This is a genomic window from Rhodoferax sp. MLSD5-FHT05B10, assembly GCF_058793415.1.
Genome location: NZ_JBXAFT010000002.1, coordinates 307,044 through 329,412, shown reverse-complemented (window position 1 = coordinate 329,412; position 22,369 = coordinate 307,044). Strand labels below are relative to the sequence as shown.

Annotated in this window: 19 protein-coding genes; 9 read left to right on the top strand and 10 right to left on the bottom strand. The window is 66.6% G+C overall.

Going from position 1 to position 22,369, the window contains the following annotated elements; genetic code table 11:
- Positions 1 to 182: 182 nt before the first annotated feature.
- The 3 genes from AC1Q5W_RS04205 to AC1Q5W_RS04195 are packed head-to-tail and all read right to left on the bottom strand — an operon-like array spanning position 183 to position 3,948.
- Positions 183 to 1,388 carry a serine hydrolase domain-containing protein gene (locus tag AC1Q5W_RS04205; protein ID WP_492643707.1) on the bottom strand — a complete coding sequence of 402 codons (1,206 nt, stop codon included), beginning with the start codon at positions 1,386 to 1,388 and terminating at the stop codon, positions 183 to 185.
- Positions 1,385 to 2,263 carry an ion transporter gene (locus AC1Q5W_RS04200; protein WP_492643708.1) on the bottom strand — a complete coding sequence of 293 codons (879 nt, stop codon included), beginning with the start codon at positions 2,261 to 2,263 and terminating at the stop codon, positions 1,385 to 1,387. Before AC1Q5W_RS04200 ends, AC1Q5W_RS04205 begins: the two co-directional genes overlap by 4 nt.
- Entirely contained in the window at positions 2,263 to 3,948 is a 1,686-nt protein-coding gene (locus tag AC1Q5W_RS04195; RefSeq protein ID WP_492643709.1) for a long-chain fatty acid--CoA ligase, read from the bottom strand. Before AC1Q5W_RS04195 ends, AC1Q5W_RS04200 begins: the two co-directional genes overlap by 1 nt.
- A 189-nt stretch (positions 3,949 to 4,137) precedes the next feature.
- On the opposite strand from AC1Q5W_RS04195, the gene AC1Q5W_RS04190 reads away from it, so the two are divergent.
- The 4 genes from AC1Q5W_RS04190 to AC1Q5W_RS04175 are packed head-to-tail and all read left to right on the top strand — an operon-like array spanning position 4,138 to position 8,216.
- Positions 4,138 to 5,175 carry an amino acid ABC transporter substrate-binding protein gene (locus tag AC1Q5W_RS04190; RefSeq protein ID WP_492643710.1) on the top strand — a complete coding sequence of 346 codons (1,038 nt, stop codon included), beginning with the start codon at positions 4,138 to 4,140 and terminating at the stop codon, positions 5,173 to 5,175.
- A 21-nt stretch (positions 5,176 to 5,196) separates the two neighbouring features.
- The gene (locus AC1Q5W_RS04185) at positions 5,197 to 6,360 is read left to right on the top strand and encodes an amino acid ABC transporter permease (protein WP_492643711.1); all 1,164 of its coding nucleotides are present in this window, start codon (positions 5,197 to 5,199) and stop codon (positions 6,358 to 6,360) included.
- Positions 6,361 to 6,369: 9 nt separating this feature from the next.
- Positions 6,370 to 7,476, top strand: coding sequence for an amino acid ABC transporter permease (locus AC1Q5W_RS04180; RefSeq protein WP_492643712.1), 1,107 nt, complete (start codon positions 6,370 to 6,372; stop codon positions 7,474 to 7,476).
- Positions 7,473 to 8,216, top strand: coding sequence for an amino acid ABC transporter ATP-binding protein (locus AC1Q5W_RS04175; RefSeq protein WP_492643713.1), 744 nt, complete (start codon positions 7,473 to 7,475; stop codon positions 8,214 to 8,216). Before AC1Q5W_RS04180 ends, AC1Q5W_RS04175 begins: the two co-directional genes overlap by 4 nt.
- A 24-nt stretch (positions 8,217 to 8,240) precedes the next feature.
- On the opposite strand, the gene AC1Q5W_RS04170 is transcribed toward AC1Q5W_RS04175, so the two are convergent.
- Entirely contained in the window at positions 8,241 to 8,987 is a 747-nt protein-coding gene (locus tag AC1Q5W_RS04170; RefSeq protein ID WP_492643714.1) for a M14 family murein peptide amidase A, read from the bottom strand.
- A gap of 183 nt (positions 8,988 to 9,170) precedes the next feature.
- On the opposite strand from AC1Q5W_RS04170, the gene AC1Q5W_RS04165 reads away from it, so the two are divergent.
- Positions 9,171 to 9,689, top strand: coding sequence for a flavin reductase family protein (locus tag AC1Q5W_RS04165; protein ID WP_492643715.1), 519 nt, complete (start codon positions 9,171 to 9,173; stop codon positions 9,687 to 9,689).
- A complete protein-coding gene (locus AC1Q5W_RS04160; RefSeq protein WP_492643716.1) occupies positions 9,686 to 10,597 on the top strand; it encodes a DMT family transporter in 912 nt (303 codons plus the stop codon). The genes AC1Q5W_RS04165 and AC1Q5W_RS04160 overlap by 4 nt, the downstream gene beginning before the upstream one ends.
- A gap of 47 nt (positions 10,598 to 10,644) precedes the next feature.
- Here AC1Q5W_RS04160 and AC1Q5W_RS04155 read toward each other — a convergent pair whose 3' ends face one another.
- The 3 genes from AC1Q5W_RS04155 to AC1Q5W_RS04145 form a co-directional block, all read right to left on the bottom strand.
- Positions 10,645 to 12,966 (bottom strand): DUF1631 family protein, encoded by a 2,322-nt coding sequence (locus AC1Q5W_RS04155; protein ID WP_492643717.1) that lies wholly within the window; start codon positions 12,964 to 12,966, stop codon positions 10,645 to 10,647.
- 66 nt (positions 12,967 to 13,032) lie between these two features.
- The gene (gene ettA, locus AC1Q5W_RS04150) at positions 13,033 to 14,694 is read right to left on the bottom strand and encodes an energy-dependent translational throttle protein EttA (protein WP_492643718.1); all 1,662 of its coding nucleotides are present in this window, start codon (positions 14,692 to 14,694) and stop codon (positions 13,033 to 13,035) included.
- A 77-nt stretch (positions 14,695 to 14,771) separates the two neighbouring features.
- Positions 14,772 to 16,979 carry a DUF1631 family protein gene (locus tag AC1Q5W_RS04145; RefSeq protein WP_492643719.1) on the bottom strand — a complete coding sequence of 736 codons (2,208 nt, stop codon included), beginning with the start codon at positions 16,977 to 16,979 and terminating at the stop codon, positions 14,772 to 14,774.
- A 286-nt stretch (positions 16,980 to 17,265) separates the two neighbouring features.
- Here AC1Q5W_RS04145 and AC1Q5W_RS04140 point away from each other — a divergent pair, with 286 nt between their 5' ends.
- Both AC1Q5W_RS04140 and AC1Q5W_RS04135 read left to right on the top strand, forming a co-directional pair.
- On the top strand, positions 17,266 to 19,014 hold the full coding sequence (locus tag AC1Q5W_RS04140; protein WP_492643720.1) for a DEAD/DEAH box helicase: 1,749 nt from the start codon (positions 17,266 to 17,268) through the stop codon (positions 19,012 to 19,014).
- Entirely contained in the window at positions 18,929 to 19,585 is a 657-nt protein-coding gene (locus AC1Q5W_RS04135; protein WP_492704082.1) for a Rossmann-fold NAD(P)-binding domain-containing protein, read from the top strand. Before AC1Q5W_RS04140 ends, AC1Q5W_RS04135 begins: the two co-directional genes overlap by 86 nt.
- A gap of 13 nt (positions 19,586 to 19,598) precedes the next feature.
- Here AC1Q5W_RS04135 and AC1Q5W_RS04130 read toward each other — a convergent pair whose 3' ends face one another.
- The 3 genes from AC1Q5W_RS04130 to AC1Q5W_RS04120 are packed head-to-tail and all read right to left on the bottom strand — an operon-like array spanning position 19,599 to position 21,752.
- A complete protein-coding gene (locus AC1Q5W_RS04130) occupies positions 19,599 to 19,982 on the bottom strand; it encodes a cupin domain-containing protein (RefSeq protein WP_492643722.1) in 384 nt (127 codons plus the stop codon).
- Positions 19,983 to 20,023: 41 nt separating this feature from the next.
- Positions 20,024 to 21,262, bottom strand: a complete 1,239-nt coding sequence (locus tag AC1Q5W_RS04125; protein WP_492643723.1) for an MFS transporter — start codon at positions 21,260 to 21,262, stop codon at positions 20,024 to 20,026.
- Entirely contained in the window at positions 21,255 to 21,752 is a 498-nt protein-coding gene (locus tag AC1Q5W_RS04120) for a MarR family winged helix-turn-helix transcriptional regulator (RefSeq protein WP_492643724.1), read from the bottom strand. The genes AC1Q5W_RS04125 and AC1Q5W_RS04120 overlap by 8 nt, the downstream gene beginning before the upstream one ends.
- Before the next feature lie 66 nt (positions 21,753 to 21,818).
- On the opposite strand from AC1Q5W_RS04120, the gene AC1Q5W_RS04115 reads away from it, so the two are divergent.
- On the top strand, positions 21,819 to 22,361 hold the full coding sequence (locus AC1Q5W_RS04115) for a PaaI family thioesterase (protein WP_492643725.1): 543 nt from the start codon (positions 21,819 to 21,821) through the stop codon (positions 22,359 to 22,361).
- The last annotated feature ends 8 nt before the right edge of the window (positions 22,362 to 22,369 follow it).

Here is a 22,369-nt window from a genome sequence, read left to right as displayed (position 1 = left end):
TCAATTTTGCTTTTGAGGTCGCCAGTGAACATGTCAGAGTGGGGGGTAAGGCAGGCTACGAGGATAGCCAATGCGGCGCGCCCCCAAAACGCTATGTATTTAATAGCTGTCTGCGCCGGTTATACGCGGTCTGGAGACCTATTCGGCTTAAAAAATGGGCCTGCTGCCCTGCCCCACGGGGTTTACTCCAGCAACGCGGCATACACCAGGTTGCGAAACAGCGGGCGGTAGTAGTCGCGCTGGTTGGGGGCCTGGATCATCATGAGGGCGAAGAAGTCCTTGGCCGGGTCCACAAAGAACGTGGTGCCGGCAATGCCGCCCCAGTAGTACAGCCCCTTGGAGCCGGCCATGCTGGCTACGCCCTCCTCCAGGCGCACGGCAAAGCCCAGGCCGAAGCCGTGACCGGGCGGCAGCAGTTCGCCCGAGCGGCCGGCGCGGTGCACGCCGATGCTCCCGAGATGGTCGGCCGTCATGGTGCGCACGGTGGCGGGGCTGAGGATGCGCTGGCCGTCCAGCGCGCCGCCGTTCAACAGGCATTGCAAGAAGCGGGCGTAGTCGGCGCTGGTGGAGGCCAGGCCGGCGCCGCCAGCTTGCATGGCCACAGGCTTGCGCACGTCGATCAGGCGCATGGGAATGCCACCGTCGGGGTCTTTCTCGAACGCTTCGGCAATGCGGTGGTGCTTTTCGGGCGGCACCACGAAGCTGGTGTCCACCATGCCCAGCGGCCCCATGATGTTCTCCTGCAGAAAAGCCCCCAGGCTCTGGCCGCTGACGGCTTCCACCAGCGCGCCCAGCAGATCGGTGGCGCGGCTGTATTCCCACACGGTACCGGGCTCGAACATCAGCGGAATGCCAGCCAGCGCCTGGGCAAACTCCGCGTTGCTGCGGTCGCGCGAGGCCAGGCGCGCCTGGGCGTACTGGCGCTGGATGGGTTCGCTGCCCAGGATTTCGTAGGTGAGACCGGCGGTGTGGCGCAGCAGGTCCTGCACCGTGGGCGCGGCCTTGGGGTGGCGCAGCACCGTGTGGCCGGTGATGTGGCTGGCCACCTGCACATCGGCAAAGGCCGGCAGGTACTGGGCGACCGGGTCGCTGAGCAGCAGTTGCCCGCGTTCCACGAGCACCATCACCGCCACCGAGACGATGGGCTTGGTCATGGAGTAGATGCGGAAGATGGCGTCCAACGCCATGGGCGTGCCGGCGGCCGGGTCTTGCCGGCCCACGGCTTCATGCAACACCACCTGGCCGCGCCGGGCAATCAGGGCCACGGCGCCGGGCAGGCGGGCGCGGTCCACCTCGGCCTGCAGCACCTGGGTGAGGTGGCGGGTGCGCTGCGGGCAAAAGCCCAGGGTGGCGGGAGCGCCGGCGGGCAGAACGGGGGAAGCGGTCATGGCACAGGCTCCTCGGATACGGGGTGCAAGGAAGGCAGACGGGCACCGCAATGCAGGCAGTAGCGGGCCTCGGGCAAGTGGCCCTCGGTCAGGCACTCGGGGCAGGTACGCGCCGGGTGAGGGGAAGAAAAATGCCGGGCGGTCATCTCCGCGGTGACAATGCCGGTGGGCACCGCCAGCGTGCCCCAGCCCAGCAGCATCATGGCCGAGGAAATGAGACGCCCCAGGTCGGTCTTGGGCGTGATGTCGCCAAAGCCCACGGTGGTCATGGTGGTGATGGCCCAGTAGACGGCGGTGGGGATGCTGGTGAAGCCGTTGGCCGGCCCCTCCACCACGTACATCAGGGTGCCCATGACCAGCACGATCATCAGCACCGCCGACAGGAACACCATGATCTTGCGCCGGCTCGCCTGCAGGGCGCGCCCCAGGGACTGGTACTCCACCACGTAGGCGGTGAGCTTGAACACCCTGAACACCCGCAGCAGGCGCAGCACCCGCACATCGATCAGGGCATGCACCTCCGGCACCAGCAGGGCCACGTAGGTGGGCAGCAGCGCCAGCAGGTCGATGATGCCAAAGAAGCTCAACGCATAGCGCCACGGGTGGCGCACGCAGGCCAGGCGCGCCACGTACTCCAGCGTGAAGGCCGCGGTGAAGACCCACTCCAGCGCCGCGAACACCAGACGGTGGGGCGGCGCAATGCCCTGCATGCTGTCAATCACCACCACCAGCACGCTGGCCAGGATGATGCCGATCAGCCACTGGTCAAACCGCCGGCCGGCCCGCGTGTCCGATTCAAAGATGACGCGGTACAGCCGCTGCTGCCAGGCGGCTTGTGCGGGGTCTCCTTCGGTACGGTGTGTGTCTTCTGCCATCAACCCTCTGCTTCCTGCAAGTGGCGCCACATGACTTTGCCGGTACCACTCTTGGGAAGGGTGCTGGCGAACTGCACCACGCGCGGTACCTTGTATACCGCCATATTGTCGCGGCACCAGTCGATGATGTCCTGCTCGGTCACCAGGTCCTGGTGCGAAGGCCGCAAGACCACCACCGCCTTCACCGATTCACCGCGGTAGCTGTCCCGGGTGGAGATGATGCAGGCCTCCTGAATGGCCGGGTGGCGGTACATCAGCGCTTCCACCTCGGCGGGCCAGACCTTGAAGCCCGAGGCGTTGATCATGCGCTTGAGGCGGTCGGTGATGAAGAAGTAACCGTCTTCGTCGACCCGGCCCAGGTCACCGGAGCGGAAGAAGCGCTTGCCGTCGATCTCGACAAAGGCAGCGGCCGTGGCGTCCGGGCGCTTCCAGTAGCCCTGGAACACCTCGGGGCCGTGGATGACGATTTCGCCCTGCTCGCCCACGGCCATTTCCTGCAGGGTTTCCGGGTCCACCACACGGGCGTCGGTGCTCATGAAGGGAATGCCCAGGCACTGCTGCTTGGGCGCGTCCGGCGGGTTGCTGTGCGAGGGGGCCGCGGTCTCGGTCAGGCCATAGCCTTCCACGTAGCGCAGGTCGTACTGCTCCAGCAGGCGCTGGGCCACGGCCTGGGGCATGGCCGCCCCGCCGCCACCGATGTAGACCAGGCTGGTGAGGTCGAAACTGGCGAAGTTGGGGCTGCCCAGCAAGTCGATGACCATGGTGGGAATGTTGGTCCAGTGCGTCACCTTCCAGCGCGAAATCAGGCGCCCGGCCAGGTCGCGGTCCCAGCGCGGCATGACGATGAGCGTGGCGCCGCCGCGGATGCTGGTGTGCATGACACTGACCATGCCGGTGATGTGGAACATGGGCACCACGGACAGCACCACGTTCTCGGCCGAGCCGTTGCCCCACAGCCCGGCGGCGACCGCGTTGTGCATGACGCTGGAGTGCGGGTGCATGCAGCCCTTGGGCAGGCCGGTGGTGCCGCTGGTGTAGGGCAGCAAGGCCATGTCGGCGGGGCCCACCGCCAGCGCCGGCGGCGCATCGGTCACGCCCAGCGCGTCGTCCCAGCGCAGCACCTGCCCGCCCTGCAGCGACGGCAGGGCGTGCTGGGTCAGCAGCCAGTCCCGCCAGGCGGCAGGAGGCGCGTTGTCGCCGCTCACCGTGGCGTCAAAGGCATCGGTGAAGTGCGTCACGACCAGGTGGCTCAGGCGGTCCTTGGCGTCCAGCGCGTCACTGGCGCGGGCCAGCTCGGCCGCCAGGTCGGCCGTGGTGATGGCGACCTTGGCGTCGGGGTCGGTGATGTAGTGCTTGAGCTCTTCGGCACGGTTCATGGGGTTGACCGGCACCACCACGGCATTGGCGCGCAGGATGGCAAAGTGGGCAATCACCAGCTGCGGGCAGTTCTGCATGTTGAGCACCACCCGGTCGCCCTTTTTCACACCCAGCCCGTGCAGGCAGGCCGCCAGGCGCTCGGCCTTTTGCAGCAACCCGGCATAGCTCACCACCTGCCCGAAGAAGACCAGTGCCGGCTTGTCCGGGTAGCGCCGGGCGCTGGTCTCCAGGTTGTCCCACAGGGACGTCGCCGGCAGATTGATGGCATGGGGCAGCCGCTTGGGCCAGAACTTGTAATGGGCGCGCACGAGAACTCCTGATGCAGATGGGAATGCACCAAGCCTAGCGCGCATTGGCGCCGCCCGCATCCGGGTCACCCCCCGAAAACTGCCCGCGCAGTCACCCACGCGACGCCCGCAGCGGCTACCATTCAGGCATCGGGCGGTGCCCGGGAATGCGGCTCCCATCCCCTTCTTACTTTGACAGGAGAACCCTTGATGACAACGAAACCGGTCAGATTGGCAACCGCGGCGCTCACCATGCTGGGCGCCCTGCTGCTGGCGGCCCCGGCCCACGCCGGCAAGACCCTGGATGCCATCAAGGCGCGCGGGCAGGTCATTTGTGGCGTGCACACCGGTCTGGCGGGCTTTGGCGCCGCCGACTCCACGGGCAAGTGGACCGGGCTGGATGTGGACGTGTGCCGCGCCGTGGCCGCCGCCGTGCTGGGCGATGGGGAGAAGGTGAAATGGGTGCCCCTGCCGCCGGCGGCACGCTTCACGGCGCTGCAATCGGGTGAGGTGGACATTCTCTCGCGCAACACCACCTTCACGCTGACCCGCGACGCCTCGCTGGGCCTGAACCAGACCGCCGTCACCTACTACGACGGCCAGGGTTTCATGGTGCCCGTCAAGAGCAAGATCAAGAGCGCCAAGCAGCTCAAGGGGCAGACCGTGTGCGTGCAAAGCGGCACCACCACCGAGAAAAACCTGACCGACTACTCCAAGGCCAACGGCCTGGCCATCAAGCCGGTGGTGTTCGACAAGCTCGAAGCCGCCGAGGGCGCGTACTTCTCGGGGCGCTGCATCGCGTACACCACCGACGCCTCCGGCCTGGCCTCGGTACGCAACAAGTCGGCCAAGAACCCGTCCGACCACCTGATCCTGCCCGAGCTGATCTCCAAGGAACCCCTGGGCCCCCTGGTGCGCCGCGGTGACGACGAATGGTCTGCCATTGTGAAATGGGTGATCTACGGCCTGATGGAAGCCGAGGAATACGGCATCACGCAGGCCAATGTGGACCAGGTGAAGGTCACCAGCAAGGACCCCGTCGTGGGCCGCATTCTCGGCACCACGGAAGACACCGGCAAACTGTTGGGCCTGGACCGGGACTGGATGGCGCGCACCATCAAGGCCACCGGCAACTACGGCGAAATCTTTGAACGCAACGTGGGCTCCAAGTCCGCCCTGCAACTGCCGCGCGGTCTGAACAATCTGTGGAACAAGGGCGGCATCATGTACGCCCCTCCGATCCGCTGACGCGCACCACGGGGCATGGGCATGCCGGTCAAACGCAAACGCTGGTCCTGGCGCAGCCAGGCGTCTCGCGCGCTGATGTACCAGGGGATCGCCCTCGCCGCCATTGCGGCGGTGTTGCTGTTTCTGGCGCACAACACCAGCGCCAACATGCATGCGCGGGGCATACGCACCGGTTTTGACTTTCTGAGCAGCGCCGCCGGTTTCGACATTGGCGAGAGCCTGTTTCCCTTTGATTCGGGCGAGCCCTACTGGCGGGCCTTCCTGGTCGGCTTTGTCAACACGCTGCGCATCGCAGTACTGGGCATCGTGCTCACCACCGTGATCGGCACCCTGGTGGGGGTGGGCCGCTTCTCCCGCAATGCACTGATGCGCGGCCTGTGCATCACCTATGTGGAATTCTTCCGCAACATCCCCGTGCTGCTGCAGCTGCTGATGTGGTACCTGATGTTCACCCAGGTGCTGCCCTCTGCTTCCGAGCCGCTGGCCTGGGGGCCGCTGTACCTGAGCAAGGGGGGGCTGAACTTTCCCATTCCCGTGTGGGCCAGCGGCCATGTCTGGGCCGCCGGGGGGCTGCTGGCGGGCGGGGTGATGGGCTGGATCTACCGCCGTTACGCGCGCCGGTCGTTCGAGCAGACCGGCCAGCCCCGGAGCATGGCCTGGGTGCCACTGGCGCTGGTACTCGCCGGTGGCATGCTGGGCTGGGTCTTGGGCGGCGCGCCCGCTGCCTGGAATGTTCCCCTGCAGGGGGAGTTTGCGGTGGAGAACGGCGGCGCCCTCACACCGGAGTTTCTGGCGGTGCTGCTGGGCCTGACGACCTACACCGCCGCGTTTGTGGCCGAGGTGGTGCGCGGTGGCATCCAATCGGTGGCGGCCGGGCAGATCGAGGCCGCCAGCGCCCTGGGGCTGAGCCGCGGCCAGACCATGCGCCTGATCACGCTGCCGCAGGCCCTGCGCGTGATCATTCCACCGGTGACGAACCAGTACCTGAACCTGACCAAGAACTCCTCCCTGGCCGTGGCCATCGGCTACCCGGATGTGGTGTCGATTGCCAGCACCACCATCAACCAGACCGGCCGCGCGATGGAATGCATCGCGGTCATCATGCTGGTGTACCTCAGCACCTCGCTGTTCACTTCCCTGCTGATGAACTGGTACAACGCCCGCGCAGCGATCCAGGACCGCTGAAGACTGCTTATGCCTGGCACGACCTACCAACCCATCGCGCCGCGGCCCGCCCCGTTCAAAAGCGAGGGCCTGCTGGCGTGGATCCGCATCAACCTGTTCAATGACTGGAAAACCACACTGGGCACCCTCGTGATCGCCGGCCTGCTGCTGTACGTGCTGCCGCCCTTGGTCCAGTGGGCGCTGTTCCAGGCCCACTGGCGACCCGATTACGAGGCCTGCCACGCCGCCGCCACAGGCGCCTGCTGGGGTGTGATTGCCGAGAAATACCGGCTCATCCTGTTTGGGCGCTACCCGTTTGAAGACCAGTGGCGCCCACTGGTGGCCACGCTGCTGCTGGTCGGTCTGGTGGTGGCCAGTGGCATACGGGCCTTCTGGAAGCCCTGGCTGGCGGCGCTGTGGGTCGCCATGCTCGGCATCTTCTTCGTGCTGATGCGGGGGGGCGTTCTGGGCCTTGCCCCGGTGGAAACCGACCGCTGGGGCGGCCTGCCGCTGACGATTGTGCTGGCCCTGCTGTCCATGTCGCTGGCCTTTCCCATTGCCGTCGTGGTGGCGCTGGGACGCCGATCCGACATGCCCGCCATCCGCAGCCTCTGCAGCATCTATGTGGAACTGATCCGCGGGGTGCCGCTGATTTCGGTTCTGTTCATGGCGTCTTTCATGTTTCCGCTGCTGATGCCCCAGGGCTTCAACATCGATGTCCTGATCCGGGTCCTGCTCGGCATCACGCTGTTTGCCGCAGCCTACATGGCCGAGGTCATCCGCGGTGGCCTGCAGGCCATTCCCAAGGGCCAGCTGGAAGCGGCGGCCACGCTGGGCCTGTCGTACTGGCAGACGCAGCGCCTGGTCGTGCTGCCGCAGGCGCTGGCCATGGTGGTGCCCGGCATCATGAACGGCTTCATCTCCACCTTCAAGGACACTTCGCTGGTGACCATCGTGAGCCTGTACGAACTCACCGGCGCCATGGGCCTGGCGCTCAACGCCGACGCCAACTGGCGCCCCTTCAAGATCGAGGGCTACCTGTTCATCGCCCTGATCTACTTCACCTTCTGTTTTTCCATGTCGCGCTACAGCCTGTGGATTGAAAAACAGCTCAACAAAGGCAACCGCCGCGCATGACTGAACCCATCATCCTCTTCGACAAGGTCAACAAGTGGTACGGCAACGCCTTCCATGTGCTGCGCGACATCGACCTCTCGGTGGCCCGGGGCGAACGCATCGTCATCTGCGGACCCTCGGGCTCCGGCAAGTCCACGCTGATCCGCTGCATCAACCGCCTGGAGGAGCACCAGCAGGGCCGCCTGCTGGTGGACGGCGTGGAGCTCACCGACGACATCAAGGTCATTGACGACGTGCGCAAGAAAGTGGGCATGGTGTTCCAGCAGTTCAACCTCTTTCCCCACCTCACGGTGCTGGAGAACCTCACGCTGTCGCCCATGTGGGTGGGCAAGCTGCCCCGCAAGGAGGCCGAGGAAAGAGCCATGGAGCAGCTCCAGCGCGTGCGCATTGCCGAGCAGGCCCACAAGTACCCGCTGCAACTCTCCGGCGGCCAGCAGCAGCGCGTGGCCATTGCCCGCGCCCTGTGCCTGACACCGAAAATCATGCTGTTTGACGAGCCCACCTCCGCGCTGGACCCGGAAATGATCAAGGAGGTGCTCGACGTGATGGTGGAGCTGGCCAGCCAGGGCATGACCATGGTCTGCATTACCCACGAAATGGGGTTCGCCAAGGCGGCCGCCGACCGTGTGATCTTCATGGACGAGGGGCAGATCGTGGAGCAGAACACGCCGGACGAATTCTTCAGCCACCCGCAGAGCGAACGCAGCCAGAACTTCCTGGCCAACATCCTGGGGCACTGACGCCGCGCCCGCGCGCGGGCCGCGTTACGGGGAGGCGGTGGACAGCCCCGGACCCAGCCGGTCGGTCGTCCAGCGCAGCAGGTCCAGCCACATCTGGCGAATCTCGGCTTCCTGCGGCGTGCGCGAGGCGCTGGTGAGCTCGATCGTCACCACCGGCACCCCCTTGTGGATGCCCCCGTAGTTGCCCAGCGAGCCGGGGTAGATGCCCACCTGGTCCAGGTACAGGCGCCCCAGGCGGCTGGGCGGCGAGGCCGGACCGTCAAAGTCGAGCACGCCGTACGGCGCGTGGACGCTGACGATCAGGTTGGGCTTGAAGCGCTCCATCTGCTCCAGCAGGAAACGCGACTCGGGCTCCGACAGCGGCTTGCTGCCCGGCCAGCGGCGCGGGTCGCGGTGGGTGCGGGTTTCCCAATACACCTTGGCATCGCGCGCCCAGTTGGGCGTGGGGAAGTTGCGGTTCAGGTCCACACCATGGGCGTTGACGCGCCGCGAGGGCCGGGAAAACAGCCCGTCCGGGTTGAGCACCGGAATGAAACGCCAATGGATGGGCAGCGGCGTGTCGGCCGGCGGTGTCTGGGCCAGCGCAATCCAGTGGAACACCAGGGAACCGGAAGACATTTCATCGCCATGGATGCCGCCCAGCACCAGCACGCGCAGGCGTGGGTCGCCGGGGCGGATATCGCGGCTCCAGATGGTGCGCCCCATGACCGAGCGGGCCTGGGTGTCCTGCAGCTGGGCGGCTTCGCACAGTGCCGGGCCCAGATTTGGCATTTTCGAAGAAAAATCGCGGCAATACCGCTCCGGCATTGCGTGAGACGCTATGCTAACCATAGCAAACAGGCCGACAAGGAGATAGGGCAGGCGCATGCCGCAATTGTAGGGCTACCCTACGCAGGTACGGGGTTGTTGGCGGCGGGCCGCCGCGCCGGCGCCGATTTCAGGTAAATTGCGCGCATGCCTTTGTCAGCCACCCCGCCGCGGGCCCTCCCCCCCAACTTCTCCCAACCCGAATTCCGCAAAGCCCTGGGCATGTTTGCAACCGGGGTCACGATTGTCACGGCCCGCTCGGGTGATGGCACCCTCATCGGCCTCACCGCCAACTCGTTCAACTCAGTATCCCTGGCGCCGCCGCTGGTGCTGTGGAGCCTGTCGCGCGCGGCCGGTTCGCTGGCGGCCTTCAGCACCGGCTCCCACTACGCCATCAACATCCTGAGCGCCGACCAACAGGATCTGGCACGGCAGTTTTCCCACCGGGGCATCGACCGCTTTGCCGGCGTGCGCTTCACGCCCGGCACCGGCGGCGCGCCGCTGCTGGAAGGGGCGGCGGCCACGTTTGAATGCTTCAACCGCAGCCGCTACGAGGAAGGCGACCATGTCATCTTTGTCGGCGAGGTGGAGCGCTGCGCCCACCGCGCCGGCGCCTCGCCGCTGCTCTACCACGGCGGCAAGTTCTACGCCGAGCACCCCCTGTGAGCCCGCGCAAGGCCCACCTGGACCCGCTGGCCGTCGGCCTGCTGCTAGCCTGCTTTGTGTTCTGGGGCTTTCAGCAGGTGCTGGTCAAGGCTACGCTGGCCGAGGTGGCACCGGTGTTCCAGTCGGCCCTGCGGCTGGCTGGCGCCACCGTGCTGTTGCTGCTGTGGTGCGCCTGGCGCGGCGTGCGGCTGTTCGAACGCGACGGCACGCTGGGCGCCGGCCTGCTAGCCGGAACGCTGTTTGCGCTGGAATTCGTGTGCCTGTTCATCGGGCTGCAGTACGGTTCGGCCTCGCGGCTGACGCTGTTCCTGTACACCTCGCCGCTGTGGGTGGCGGTGCTGGTGCCCTGGGTGGCGAAAACGGAACACCTGTCGCGCACGCAGTGGCTGGGGCTGGCGCTGGCCTTCGGTGCCGTGGCGCTCACGCTGCGCGAAGGCCTGACGGTGGCCGGGCAGCCGCTGCAGTGGCTGGGCGACCTGCTGGGCCTGGCCGCCGGCATGTTCTGGGGGCTGACCACGGTGGTGATTCGCAGCAGCAGCCTGTCGCGCATCTCGGCGGAGAAACTGCTCTTCTACCAGGTGGGCCTGAGTGCGGTCGTGCTGCCGCTGATTTCCTGGGGCCTGGGTGAGCCCTGGCACGCCAGCTTCAGCGCCTTTGCCGCCACCTCGCTGGTGCTGCAGATCGCCGTCGGGGCGTTTGCCAGCTACCTGGTGTGGATGTGGATCCTGGGCCGCTACCCGGCCACCAAGGTCAGTGTCTTTGCCTTTCTGACCCCTGTTTTTGCCCTGGTCTTTGCCGCTTTGTGGCTGGGCGAAGCGGTGACCCCCACCCTGCTGGCGGCGCTGGCCCTGGTGGGCGCAGGCATCACGCTGGTCAACCGCGGCGCCCGCCCGCTAGCAAAACCATAGCTGTCTGCGCCGTATCGGCGCGGGTTGCAGCCCGAAAACGATCTGATTTACAGCGTGATGTCCATGCTGTTGCGCATGGCCGTCTGGGCCACGGCGTCTAGCGCGCCATCGACCACCGGTTGGCCCGAGATGATGCGCAGGCTGCCCACCGCCATCAGCTTGTCGCGGGAGCGGCGCGTCATGGACTGGGTCGTCCCCACGGCACTGGTGAACAGGAACAGCGTGCCGTGCGGGCTGGTCCAGGTGAGCTGCGTGCGCATCCACTGGCCGTTGATGCGCAGCTCCACCCAGGTTCCCAGCGCCAGCTCTGGCGCATCGGCCTCGGCAGCAGCCAGCGAGGGGGCTGCGGCAGAAACGTCGTCCGCCAAGGCCTGCGGCATGTCCGGCAACTCCATGAAATTGGAAGTGCGCGCCTCCTCCGGCGCCACCCACGGGTCGCCGTCCTGCACCCCATGCGCGCGTGCGGGCAGCGGTGCCGGCGCCACCACGGGCGCAGCCGCTGGCGCACCGGCAGGCTTGCGCGCCGATTCGAACGCCATCTGGTGCAAGCCCATCAGGGCCTCCAGAAACGCGCTGGTCTTGGTTACGGGATAGCTGATGGTCTCCAGCCCTTCGCGCAGCGTGGCCAGCAGCAGCGGCACCAGACGGGTCAGCTTGGCCGTGTTCTGGCGCGTCAGCTCCGGGTGGGTGCTCCACAGCAGGGCCGAAATCAGCGCCTGGTATTTGTTGGCCACGGCGGCGCCACCGGCACCCGCCATGCGCGCCTGCGCCACCACCTGGGCCCAGGGGCCGCACAGGAAGTCGATCACCACCGGCGGCACCCGCGAGGCGTCGGCGTGGGACTCGATCTCACGGCCGATCTTCTCGGCCAGCACGTTGCGCTGCTCGGCGTGCTGCAACACTTCCACCGCCCGGTCGCGGGCCTGTGTCTCGCGCTGCGCCAGGCGGCCCCAGGTGCTGCGCAACGAGCCCAGGACCTGTTCAAACGGTTCGGCGTTGTCGATCTCGGCGCCCGCCAGCGGCGCCACGGCCTGCTGCAACGCGCGCATGAATTCGGTGCACCCGGGCGCCTGCTCCGAGGCATAGGCCAGGCTGCGGTGGGTCATCTCCTGCAGCAGCACCCGCGCCGGGTGCTGCTTGTCGGTAAAGAAGCGGGGGTCCGCCAGCGCCAGGCGCAGCAGGGCGGGCTCCAGCTCGCGCACCAGCCGCTGCATGGGTGCCAGCAACCGCGCATCCCGGGCGATGTTGTCCACCATCAGAGCCACCACCTCCAGGCTCAGCGCCTGCGCCACGCCACTGGCCTGGGGGCGCGCACCCTGCTGGGCGGCCCGGGCAGCGGCAGGCGCGCTGCGGCGCTGTTCCAGACGCTGGACCACCTGGTCCACCTGTTTCATTTCCTGGAGGGCTTCCAGTGCCGCCGGCATGGTGGCATCGAAATCGGTCTCCGGCGCTTCCCGGTGGGCCGGGCCGCTCTCGAACTCGCGTGAGAACCGCTGGGCGAACGACTCGACGGCGCGAGCGCCGCCGGCCTGCTGGTCCAGTTCGCCAGCCAGCAGGCGGCGCAGCCGGTCCAGCGTCAGCACGGCCCCGTTGCCCGCCGGCGCGCGCGCAGGAGGCGCCGCACCACCGGCCAGCGGCTGCAGGGTCGGCTCCGCCGCGGTGGCTGGCGCACCAGCCCCCACGTCTGTGGCCGTGAACGACGGCGCCTGCGCGCCACCGCCACCACCGCCCGCACCACTGCTCGGGGTTTGCAGCACCGCATACCCGGCGGCAACCACGCCTTCCAACCGCAGGCGGGCAGACACCTCGTCGTACAGCTTGCGCAGCTCCTGCCCCAGGGCCGCGCCCATGCAATCGAGCCAGTTGAGCCGGGTGGCCTCAGGGACCGGCATCTGGCCCAGCACTTCTTTCAGGGCGGTGACATACACCTCGGGGCGCAGGGGATTGCGTTCGGGGCGCACGGTCTTGAGCCCCTGGGCACTGGCAACCAGGGTGTTGAGTTCGGCCAGGTTGCTATCGGTGGCCAGTGATGCGACCTGCTGGGCACGCGCCACGGTTACGCTCTCCTGCACCTGCCACTCGTCCATCAGCTCCAGCTGGTCGAATTGCACCGTGCCGGCCGCGGCCGGTTCGGCCTGCCGGCCCCGGTCGGAGTCGGCAAACGCCGTGCGCAAGGCCTGTACGTAGAGGGTGCGCAACTCGTCTTCCCGGCTCAGCAGCAACTGGGCGGATGCCGCCAGCGCATCGCGTTCGCGCAGGTCGCGGGCGGCGACCTCGCGGGAGCGCAGCGTGGTCCGTGCCGCGGCAACCAGCTTGCCCATCAACGCCGACCCGCCGGCGGCCGCCCCGTCCAGGACGGACCGGACCAAGGCCGGATTCGGACCAGAAGCGGGAGGCGGGAAGGCGGGCATGGTGTGGAAGATGACCGCGGGTGGCTACTTGAGCGCCTTGAAGCGCATGCGCTTGGGCTTGGCACCCTCTTCGCCCAGGCGCTTCTTCTTGTCGGCCTCGTACTCCTGGTAGTTGCCATCGAAGAAGGTCCACTGGCTGTCGCCTTCGCAGGCCAGGATGTGGGTGGCAATACGGTCCAGGAACCAGCGGTCGTGGCTGATGACCAGGATGGAGCCCGCAAATTCCAGCAGGGCATCTTCCAGGGCGCGCAGGGTTTCCACGTCCAGGTCGTTGGAGGGTTCGTCGAGCATCAGCACGTTGCCGCCGGCGATCAGGGTCTTGGCCAGGTGCAGACGGCCGCGCTCACCACCGGACAGCATGCCCACCTTTTTCTGCTGATCGGCACCGTTGAAGTTGAAACGACCGCAGTAGGCGCGGCTGGCCATCTGGAACTTGCCCACGTTGAGGATGTCCAGGCCGCCGGAGACGTCTTCCCACACGGTCTTGTCGTTGGAGAGGTCGTCGCGGTTCTGGTCGACAAAGGCCATCTTCACGGTCTGGCCGATCTTGACTTCGCCGGAATCGGGCTTCTCGCGTCCGGCGATCAGCTTGAACAGGGTGGACTTGCCGGCGCCGTTGGGGCCGATGATGCCGACGATGGCGCCGGCCGGAATCTTGAAGCTCAGGTTGTCGATCAGCACGCGGTCGCCAAAGGACTTGGTGACGTTGGTGAACTCGATGACTTCATGCCCCAGGCGCTCGGCCACGGGGATGAAGATTTCCTGGGTTTCGTTGCGCTTCTGGTATTCGTAATCGCTCAGTTCCTCGAAGCGGGCCAGACGGGCCTTGCTCTTGGCCTGGCGGGCCTTGGGGTTCTGGCGCGACCATTCCAGCTCTTTCTTCAGGGCCTTGGCGCGTGCTTCCTCGCCCTTTTGCTCGGCTTCCAGACGGGCCTGCTTCTGCATCAACCAGTCGGAGTAGTTGCCCTTGTAGGGGATGCCGGAGCCGCGGTCCAGTTCCAGAATCCACTCGGCGGCGTTGTCCAGGAAGTAGCGGTCGTGGGTGATGGCCACCACGGTGCCGGGGTAGCGCTGCAGGAACTGCTCCAGCCAGTCCACGGACTCGGCGTCCAGGTGGTTGGTGGGTTCGTCGAGCAACAGCATGTCGGGCTTGGACAGCAGCAACTGGCACAAGGCCACGCGGCGTTTCTCACCACCGGACAGCAGGCCGATCTTGGCCTCCCACGGCGGCAGACGCAAGGCGTCTGCGGCGATTTCCAGCTGGTGCTCGGAGTCGGTGCCGGCGCTGCCGATGATGGCTTCCATCTTGGCCTGCTCTTCGGCCAGCGCGTCGAAATCGGCGTCTTCCTCGGCGTAGGCGGCGTAGATTTCCTCCAGGCGTGCCTTGGCCTTGACCACGTCGCCCATGCCCGCTTCCACGGCTTCACGCACGGTCTGCTCGGGGTCCAGCTGCGGTTCCTGGGGCAGATAGCCGATATTCAGGCCCGGCATGGGCAGGGCCTCGCCCTCGAATTCCTTGTCGACGCCGGCCATGATCTTGAGCAGGGTGGACTTGCCGGAACCGTTGGTGCCCAACACGCCAATCTTGGCGCCCGGAAAAAAGCTGAGGGAAATGTCTTTGAGAATGAACTTCTTCGGCGGCACGATCTTGCCGAGGTGGTTCATGGAAAATACGTATTGGGCCATTACGGTGTTACTTTTTGGGAGCGTAAAAGCAGCATTATCGACTGCAGCACCTCCAAACGGTGGTGATCGGGCCCTATTTACGCGCCCCCTCCCGTTTTTTCCAGGTCGTTGCGCAGGGCCGCCAGGGCCACCGCGTCCAGGGCGTGCTCCATGATCCGGCCGTCGGAAACCAGCCGGATCAGGCCCATGGCGCGCAGGCGTTCCATGGTGCGCCGGGACATGGAATGCGACATGCCGCCGGCAGACGTGAACATGAACAGGGTGCGGTGCGGGCTGGCCCAGGTCAGCTGGGCGCGCACCCACTGGCCCGCCAGCGCGAGATCCACCCAGGAACCCGTGCCCAGGCTTTGCACCGTCCAGGACTCCTGTCCTGTCGCGTCCGGCAGCTCCTCAGGCTCGGCGTAGTCCTGCAGCAGCTCTTGCGTGCCGTGCAGATAGCCCGAATCGACGGCCTCGTCTTCGGCCATCCACAGGTCATCCGACCCGGGTTCGACGCTGTCCTGCGCGTCGGCGTCCGCCTCCGCCGCCACGGACTCTGCGGCCCCCTCGGCAGCCGACGCAGCACGGGCGCTGTCAAACGCCTGTTCGTGGAAGGTGATCAGCTCATCAAAGAACACCGCCATGCGCTCGGGCGGATAGGAAATCTGGCTCAGGCCCTGGCGCATCTTGACCAGCATGCCCGGAACCATCTGCATCAGGCGGGCGCGGTTGCGCCGCGCCCGGCGCGGCTGCACGCTCCAGATCAGGTCGTCCACCAGGCCCAGGTAGCCGTCGGCGTCCACCGTGCCGTCCACGCACTGCAGCTGCGACTGGGCCACCACCTGCGCCCAGGGGCCGCGCAGGAAATTGACCACGATCTCGGGCACGCTCTTGTTGTGCAGGCGCTCGGTGAAGTCCTGCGCCAGCCGCTGGGCCAGCAAATTGCGCTGCTCGGCGCGCAGCAGCCCGCGGGCCGCTTCCTCGGCGCGCTGACGCTGGTCGTGCTCCTCGTGGCTCCAGCCCTCCTCGAGCTTGCGCAGGACGCGCGCAAAACCGGCTGCATCGCCCTCGCCCCAGGCCAGCACGTTGACGGCGTTCTCCAGCGTTTTCTGGAAATGGGCATAACCCGACGCGTTTTCCGACGGAAACGCCAGGCTGCGCCCGGTGAGCTTGTCCAGAAACTGGCGTGCCGGGTGCTGGCGTTCGCTGAAAAACCGGGGGTCCGACTGCGAGAGCTTGATCAGCACCGGCTCCAGCGTCTTCAGCGCCTTGCGCACCGGTGGCAGCAGGCGCTGGTCCTGCAGCAGGTTCTCCAGCATCAGCCGCACCACCTCTTCCCCCAGCTCGCGCCCCAGCTTCTTGCTCTTGGTCTGTTCCAGCAGCACCACCTTGTCGCTGGCCGCCGGCGCCTGGCTGGCGCGGGCGGTCAGGCGTTTGATCATGGGCTCCATCAGCTTCATGTCTTCCAGCGCCACAAAGGAGGCCGGCACGGTGTGCATGAAGTCCTTCACGCCAGCCACCAGCGGTGTGGCGTCCAGTTCGCCCGAGAGCAGGCGACGCAACTTGTCCAGCGTGAGCATGGTGCGGCTCACAGAGTTTTCTGCCGGCTTGGTCGGCACGCCGAAACCAGCGCCCCCGCTGCCCACTCCGCCCACCGGCTCCACGCCCTGGGTGCGCAGCCATTCGGACACTTCCTTGTAGAGCTGGCGCAGGCTGACGCCCAGCATGCCCGCTGCGGGCGTCATCAGGGCGGCGCGGGCCGCGTCATCGGCCACATGCTCCTGCAGGCTTTCCCGCAGGGCATACACAAAGGACTCCGGCTTGATCGGATTCAGGTGGGGCTGCACGGTGACCCAGCCCAGCAGGCTGCTGATCAGCGCATTGAGCGCCGGCAGCACGTCGTCCACCGCCAGCAGGATTTCCTGCTGCGTCAGTGCAAATTCGATGTTGGCGTCGATCTGCTCTTCTTCGAGAAACTGGAAATCGTCGAAGCGCACCAGCGGCTGCTCCGTCTTGCGGAACGCCTCGCCCCCGTACACCGCGGCGCGCAGGGCGGCGGCAAAGCTCTTCTTCAGGGCCTGTGCATGGGCGTCGAGCCGCTCAATGGCCGCTTTGGCCGCCGGGGTCTGCTCCACCCGCAGGCTTTTCCCGCGCGTGGGCAGCAGTGTTGCGCGCAAGCCCGCCAGCACGTCGTCCACCAGGGTGTCGCTCTGCTGGAGAACCGCCTCCAGGCAATCGTGCAGGGTCGGCTTGAACGTGCCGGGCTCGTTGGCCACACCAAAACGCCGCAACATGAACTTTTTCATCGTGCTGCATTCTCCCCGTTGCCTGCCACGCTGACCAGCCCCCTGACATATTGTTACCAGCCGCAGGCTGCACGAAGACGTCAATTCCGGTGCTTTTTGCAGTTTGGGGCCTGTCGTGCGACAATATGGGTTGTTGCGGCGCGTCAGTTGCCCGCAACTCCAGCACCTTGCTGGGGGCAAGACCGACAATCTCTGCCCACTTTTGCATCCATCTGCCTTTGACTGACTGGCGGCGCAAGCCCCCAGACAGGCCGATATCCCTAGCGCCCTGGGTGGGCGCCACACTATGAACTTCGAAGAATTGAACCTGGCCCCGGCCATTGTGAAAGCCGTGCGCGAGCAGGGTTACGAGACCCCCACCGCCATTCAGGCCCAGGCCATTCCGCTGGTCCTGGAAGGCCATGACCTGCTGGGCGGCGCCCAGACCGGCACCGGCAAGACGGCAGCCTTCACCCTGCCCATGCTGCACCGCCTCTCCCTGAACCCCGGCGCCCAGAACAAATTTGGCGGCACCGGCATCCGCGCCCTGGTGCTGACCCCCACCCGCGAACTCGCCGCCCAGGTGGAAGAATCCGTGCGGACCTACGGCAAGTACCTGCAACTCTCCAGCACCGTGGTGTTTGGCGGCGTGGGCATGAACCCGCAAATCGCCAAGGTCAAGAAGGGCGTGGACATCCTGGTGGCCACACCCGGACGCCTGCTGGACCTGATGCAGCAAGGTATGCTGGACCTGGGCCAGGTGCAGATGCTGGTGCTCGACGAAGCCGACCGCATGCTGGACATGGGCTTCATCCATGACGTGAAGAAGGTGCTGGCCGCCGTGCCCAAGGACAAGCAGAGCCTGCTGTTCTCGGCCACCTTCAGCGATGAAATCCGCGATCTGGCCAACAGCCTGCTGAAGAACCCGCAAAGCGTGCAGGTCACGCCGCGCAACACCACGGTGCAGCGCATCACGCAGGTGATCCACCCCGTGGGCCGCGGCAAGAAAAAGGCCCTGCTGGCCCACATCATCCAGGAGCACAACTGGAGCCAGGTGCTGGTGTTCACTCGCACCAAGTTTGGCGCCAACAACGTGGCCGAATTCCTGACCAAGAACGGCATCAGCGCCATGGCTCTGCACGGCAACAAGAGCCAGGCCGCCCGCACGCAGGCCCTGGCCGGCTTCAAGAGCGGCGAAGTGCGTGCCCTGGTGGCCACCGACATTGCCGCGCGCGGCATCGACATCGACGACCTGCCACACGTCGTCAACTACGAAATCCCCAACGTCAGCGAAGACTATGTGCACCGCATCGGCCGCACCGGTCGTGCCGGTGCCGACGGCGCGGCAGTGAATCTGGTGTGCATGGACGAAGAAGGTTTCATGCAGGACATCGAACGCTTCACCAAGCAAGAAATTCCGGTCGTCGTCGTGGACGGTTTTGGCCCCGAAGCGGGTGAGCGCGCCGAACCCATCGCCATGGGCCGCCAGACCATCTGGGGCGGCGCAGGCAAACCGCCCAGCCGCGACGTCATGCAGGCAGCCGCCAAGGCCGCCCGCACCGAGATGCTGCAGCGCGTGCGTGAAAACAAGGCCGGTCAAGGCGAGCGCGGCGGCCAGGGTGCCGGTCGCGGCAACGGCGGCGGTGGCCGTGGCGGTCAGGGCGCCCGTGGCAACGGTGGTCAGGGCGGCGGCGGTCGCGGGGGCGAGCAAGCTCCCCGGCCCCAAGGCGCCCGTGGCCCGCAAGGCGCCGGACGCGGCCCCAACCGTGATCGCGCACCCCAGGGTGACGCACAGCCGCGCAGCCACGAAGGCCGTTTCGCCAGCGGCATGGGCGAGCCCCGTGCCCCCCGCGCTGCGGCAGGTGGCCAGCCCGACCCGATGCGCACCAGCGTCGATATGATGGCTGAACGCGGCGCGCGCCGCGGCTACGGCGGTGGCAATCGTGGTGGTTCAAGCAACGGAGGCGGCAATGGCGGATCACGCTCGGGTGGCTATGGTGGCGGGGGCAACGGGACTCGTGGGTCGGGAAATCCTCGCGGCCCTTTTAGCCGATAAAGCCTACACGTCGGTCCACTGCGTGGGCCGGCGCACGCTGCCACTGCAGCACCCCAAACTGGTCCAGCACGTGGTGGATTTCAAGGCCCTGGCGGCCTTGCCCCACGTGGATGACTGCTTCATTGCCCTGGGCACCACCATCAAAGTGGCCGGCAGCCAGGCGGCCTTTCGTGCCGTGGATTTTGATGCCGTTGTGGCACTGGCCCGCGCAGCACATGCGCAGGGCGCTACCAAATTAGGAGTGATCAGCGCCATGGGCGCCGACGCACGCTCCCCTGTTTTCTACAACCGTGTCAAGGGCGAGATGGAAACCGCGCTGGCTTCCATCGGTTTTGACAGCCTGGTGATCGCACGCCCCTCCATGCTGGCGGGGCACCGCGAGGCGCTGGACCAGCCGGTACGCAACGGCGAACGCATCGCCCTGGTGCTGACACGCTGGCTCAAACCGGTGATTCCTGCCAACTACCGCTCCATCCAGGCCGGCGATGTGGCACGTGCGCTGGTCCACGCCGTCAAAGTAGGCCAACCCGGCGTCCAGCGGCTGCTGTCCGGCGCCATGCAGCCGGCCTGAGCCGCATGCGGCGCTAGCCGCGCACGAACAGCGTCACCAGCGGGTCCGGCCCCACCTGACGGCTCCAGTGGCCATGGATGGCCGGGTCGAACGTGGCCCCTTCAGGCAACAAGTCTGCACTGTAGAAATGCTCACCGGGCTTGAAAATGCGCGAGACGCCGCCCTGCAGGCCAATCTCCATCTGCCCGCCGAGAATGAAACACCACTGGGTGTGGCCCGAGCAGTGGAACTGGCTGCGAAAGCCCACCGGGCTGTGGCGCAACTGGTAGCCCCCGGACGCAAACAACTCCGACAACAGCGACTGCGGATTGCCCTGCTCCAGCGGCACGGCTTCCTCGCGGAACCGCGCGCGGCCGTCGGTATCGGTGAACAAAACAACTTTGGTGAATGCAGTCATGGCGGGCTCAGTATTGGGATGCCCGAATTATCCCCAATGGCTCAGGCCGGCTGCGGCACCACCACCCGCACCAGCGGCGCCTCGCGAATCGGCAGATGGATCAGCGCCGCGCCGACGGCCAGCGCAATGTCGGCATACCAGACCCAGTCGTAGCTGCCGGTCCAATCCAGCACCTTGCCGCCCAGGAAGGCACCGAGAAAGCCGCCGATCTGGTGGGTCAACATGACCACCCCAAACAGCGTGGCCATATTGCCCACGCCAAAGAACTTGGCCACCAACCCGGCGGTCGGCGGCACGGTGGACAAAAAAGTAAGCCCCATGACGGCGGCAAACACCAGCACCACCGGCCCGGTCTTGGGCGCCAGCAGGAACACCAGCACCGCCAACGCGCGTGCGCCATACACCAGCGACAGCAGCGATTTCATGCGCCAGCGCCCCACGGCCCAGCCCATGGCTACGCTGCCGACGATGTTGAACAGGCCCAGCATGGCCAGCGCCCAGGCACCCCATTTGGTGGGCAAGCCGCACTGCGCCACCACGCCGGGCAGGTGGGTGGCCAGAAACGCCACATGGAAGCCACAGACGAAAAAGCCACCTGCCAACATCAAAAAGCTGGGCGTGTGCAAGGCCTGACGAATCGCCTCGCGGGTCCCCACCGGCGGCTGGTGCACCGTACCAGCATGCTGAGAGCCGCCCTTCAGGAAGAACGCCGCCGGCAAGGCCAGCAATACCAACAGCCCCAGCACCTGCATGGCCGAGGCCCAACCCACGCCCACCATCAACGCGCCAGCCACCGGCGCCATCATGAACTGGCCGAACGAGCCGCCCGCATTGATGATGCCGGTGGCCATGCCGCGCTTGTCCGCCGGGATCAGCCGCGCCGTGGCCGCCATCAGCACCGCAGGCCCTGCCATGCCGGCGCCGCCCGCTGCGAGAACGCCAATGGCAAAGATCAGTCCCGCCGTGCTGGTCATGAACGGGGTGATGAAGGTGCCGATGGCCACCAACGTCACACCAATGAACAGCACGCGCCCCGCACCCACCCGGTCGGCAAAGGCGCCGGCAAACGGCTGGGTCAGACCCCACCAGAGTTGGCCGAAGGCAAAGGCCAGGCTGATGCTGCCCACGCCCAGCCCGGTCGATGTGTTCAGCGCGCTCAAGAACAGGCCCATCGTCTGGCGCGTGCCCATGGTCAGTGCAAAGGTGGCGGCAGCGGCCAGCAGCACCAGCCAGACGGCCTGTTGCTTGCGCGATGGCAGAGAGGGGGTTGCATCAATCATGGTCGGCTCCGGCATCCGTTTCGTTTGAGGCCAGCAAGGCCAGCGACTCCTGGATCAACGCGTGCAGGGCCTGCACCCGCTCCAGGCCCAGCGTCTGGTTCAGGTGCTCCTGGGCCGCCTTCCAGTGGCGCTGCGCCTGGCTGCGTTTCTCGCGCCCGGCCGCGGTGGCGCAGACCAGGCGGCTGCGGCCGTCCACCCCGGCCGTCATCTCGACCCAGCCGGCATCCACCAGGGGTTTGAGGTTGCGCGTCAGCGTGGAGGGCTCCAGTTCCATGGCCTGAGCCAGATCCAGGGGGCGAATCGGGCCCAGCTTGACGACGTAGGACAGCAGCGAATACTGGGTGGTCTTCAGACCAATTTGCGCCATCTCCAAGTCATAGCGCTGCGACACGCGGCGCGTGAGCTGGCGCAGCTGCAGGTTGGTGCAGCCTTGGGGTTTGGGTGCCACGGGCGTGGCGGCCCGTTCTGTAACGGTGGTGACATTGCGCATGGTTTCATTGTAGCTACAATTGTTGCATATGCAAGTTAATTGCACCATTCGCTGAAAGGACACCCCATGAGCACCCCCAACCTACTCGACGCCTGGCTAGCCGAGGAACAGGCCGTTCTGGCGGCGCTGGAGCGCGGCCCCGGCCCTGGCGTGGCGCGCCCGGACCAGATTGCCGGCATGACCGGCCTGGAAGTGATGCAGGCCATGCTGCGCGGCGACATTCCCTACGCCGCCATTGCCAAGACGCTGGACTTCACCATCGTGGAGGTGGACGCAGGCCGCGCCGTATTCCAGGGCACGCCTGGCCCGGCGCACCTCAATCCCATGGGGGGTATCCACGGTGGCTGGTATGCCACGCTGCTGGACTCGGCGCTGGGCTGTGCCATTCACACCCTGATGCCGCCGGGGCGCGGCTACACCACGGCCGAACTGGGTGTGAACCTGGTCAAGGCCATAGGCCCCAAGGCGCCGCGCGTGCGGGCCGAAGGTAAGGTCGTGCACTGCGGGCGGCAGCTGGCCACCGCCGAGGCGCGCCTGTTTGGTCCGGACGGCACGCTGTACGCCCATGCCACCACCACCTGCCTGGTGTTTGAACTGCCCAAGGGCTGATCCGCCGG

Excerpts from the sequence above, each read along its gene's own strand:
- AC1Q5W_RS04170 (WP_492643714.1), bottom strand. The coding sequence starts at position 8,987 with ATGCCAAATCTGGGCCCGGCACTGTGCGAAGCCGCCCAGCTGCAGGAC.
- AC1Q5W_RS04130 (WP_492643722.1), bottom strand. The coding sequence starts at position 19,982 with ATGACTGCATTCACCAAAGTTGTTTTGTTCACCGATACCGACGGCCGC.
- ettA (WP_492643718.1), bottom strand. The coding sequence starts at position 14,694 with ATGGCCCAATACGTATTTTCCATGAACCACCTCGGCAAGATCGTGCCG.
- AC1Q5W_RS04200 (WP_492643708.1), bottom strand. The coding sequence starts at position 2,263 with ATGGCAGAAGACACACACCGTACCGAAGGAGACCCCGCACAAGCCGCC.
- AC1Q5W_RS04165 (WP_492643715.1), top strand. The coding sequence starts at position 9,171 with ATGCCTTTGTCAGCCACCCCGCCGCGGGCCCTCCCCCCCAACTTCTCC.
- AC1Q5W_RS04140 (WP_492643720.1), top strand. The coding sequence starts at position 17,266 with ATGAACTTCGAAGAATTGAACCTGGCCCCGGCCATTGTGAAAGCCGTG.
- AC1Q5W_RS04115 (WP_492643725.1), top strand. The coding sequence starts at position 21,819 with ATGAGCACCCCCAACCTACTCGACGCCTGGCTAGCCGAGGAACAGGCC.
- AC1Q5W_RS04120 (WP_492643724.1), bottom strand. The coding sequence starts at position 21,752 with ATGCGCAATGTCACCACCGTTACAGAACGGGCCGCCACGCCCGTGGCA.
- AC1Q5W_RS04145 (WP_492643719.1), bottom strand. The coding sequence starts at position 16,979 with ATGAAAAAGTTCATGTTGCGGCGTTTTGGTGTGGCCAACGAGCCCGGC.
- AC1Q5W_RS04125 (WP_492643723.1), bottom strand. The coding sequence starts at position 21,262 with ATGATTGATGCAACCCCCTCTCTGCCATCGCGCAAGCAACAGGCCGTC.
- AC1Q5W_RS04180 (WP_492643712.1), top strand. The coding sequence starts at position 6,370 with ATGCCTGGCACGACCTACCAACCCATCGCGCCGCGGCCCGCCCCGTTC.
- AC1Q5W_RS04185 (WP_492643711.1), top strand. The coding sequence starts at position 5,197 with ATGCCGGTCAAACGCAAACGCTGGTCCTGGCGCAGCCAGGCGTCTCGC.
- AC1Q5W_RS04135 (WP_492704082.1), top strand. The coding sequence starts at position 18,929 with ATGGCGGATCACGCTCGGGTGGCTATGGTGGCGGGGGCAACGGGACTC.
- AC1Q5W_RS04205 (WP_492643707.1), bottom strand. The coding sequence starts at position 1,388 with ATGACCGCTTCCCCCGTTCTGCCCGCCGGCGCTCCCGCCACCCTGGGC.
- AC1Q5W_RS04175 (WP_492643713.1), top strand. The coding sequence starts at position 7,473 with ATGACTGAACCCATCATCCTCTTCGACAAGGTCAACAAGTGGTACGGC.
- AC1Q5W_RS04190 (WP_492643710.1), top strand. The coding sequence starts at position 4,138 with ATGACAACGAAACCGGTCAGATTGGCAACCGCGGCGCTCACCATGCTG.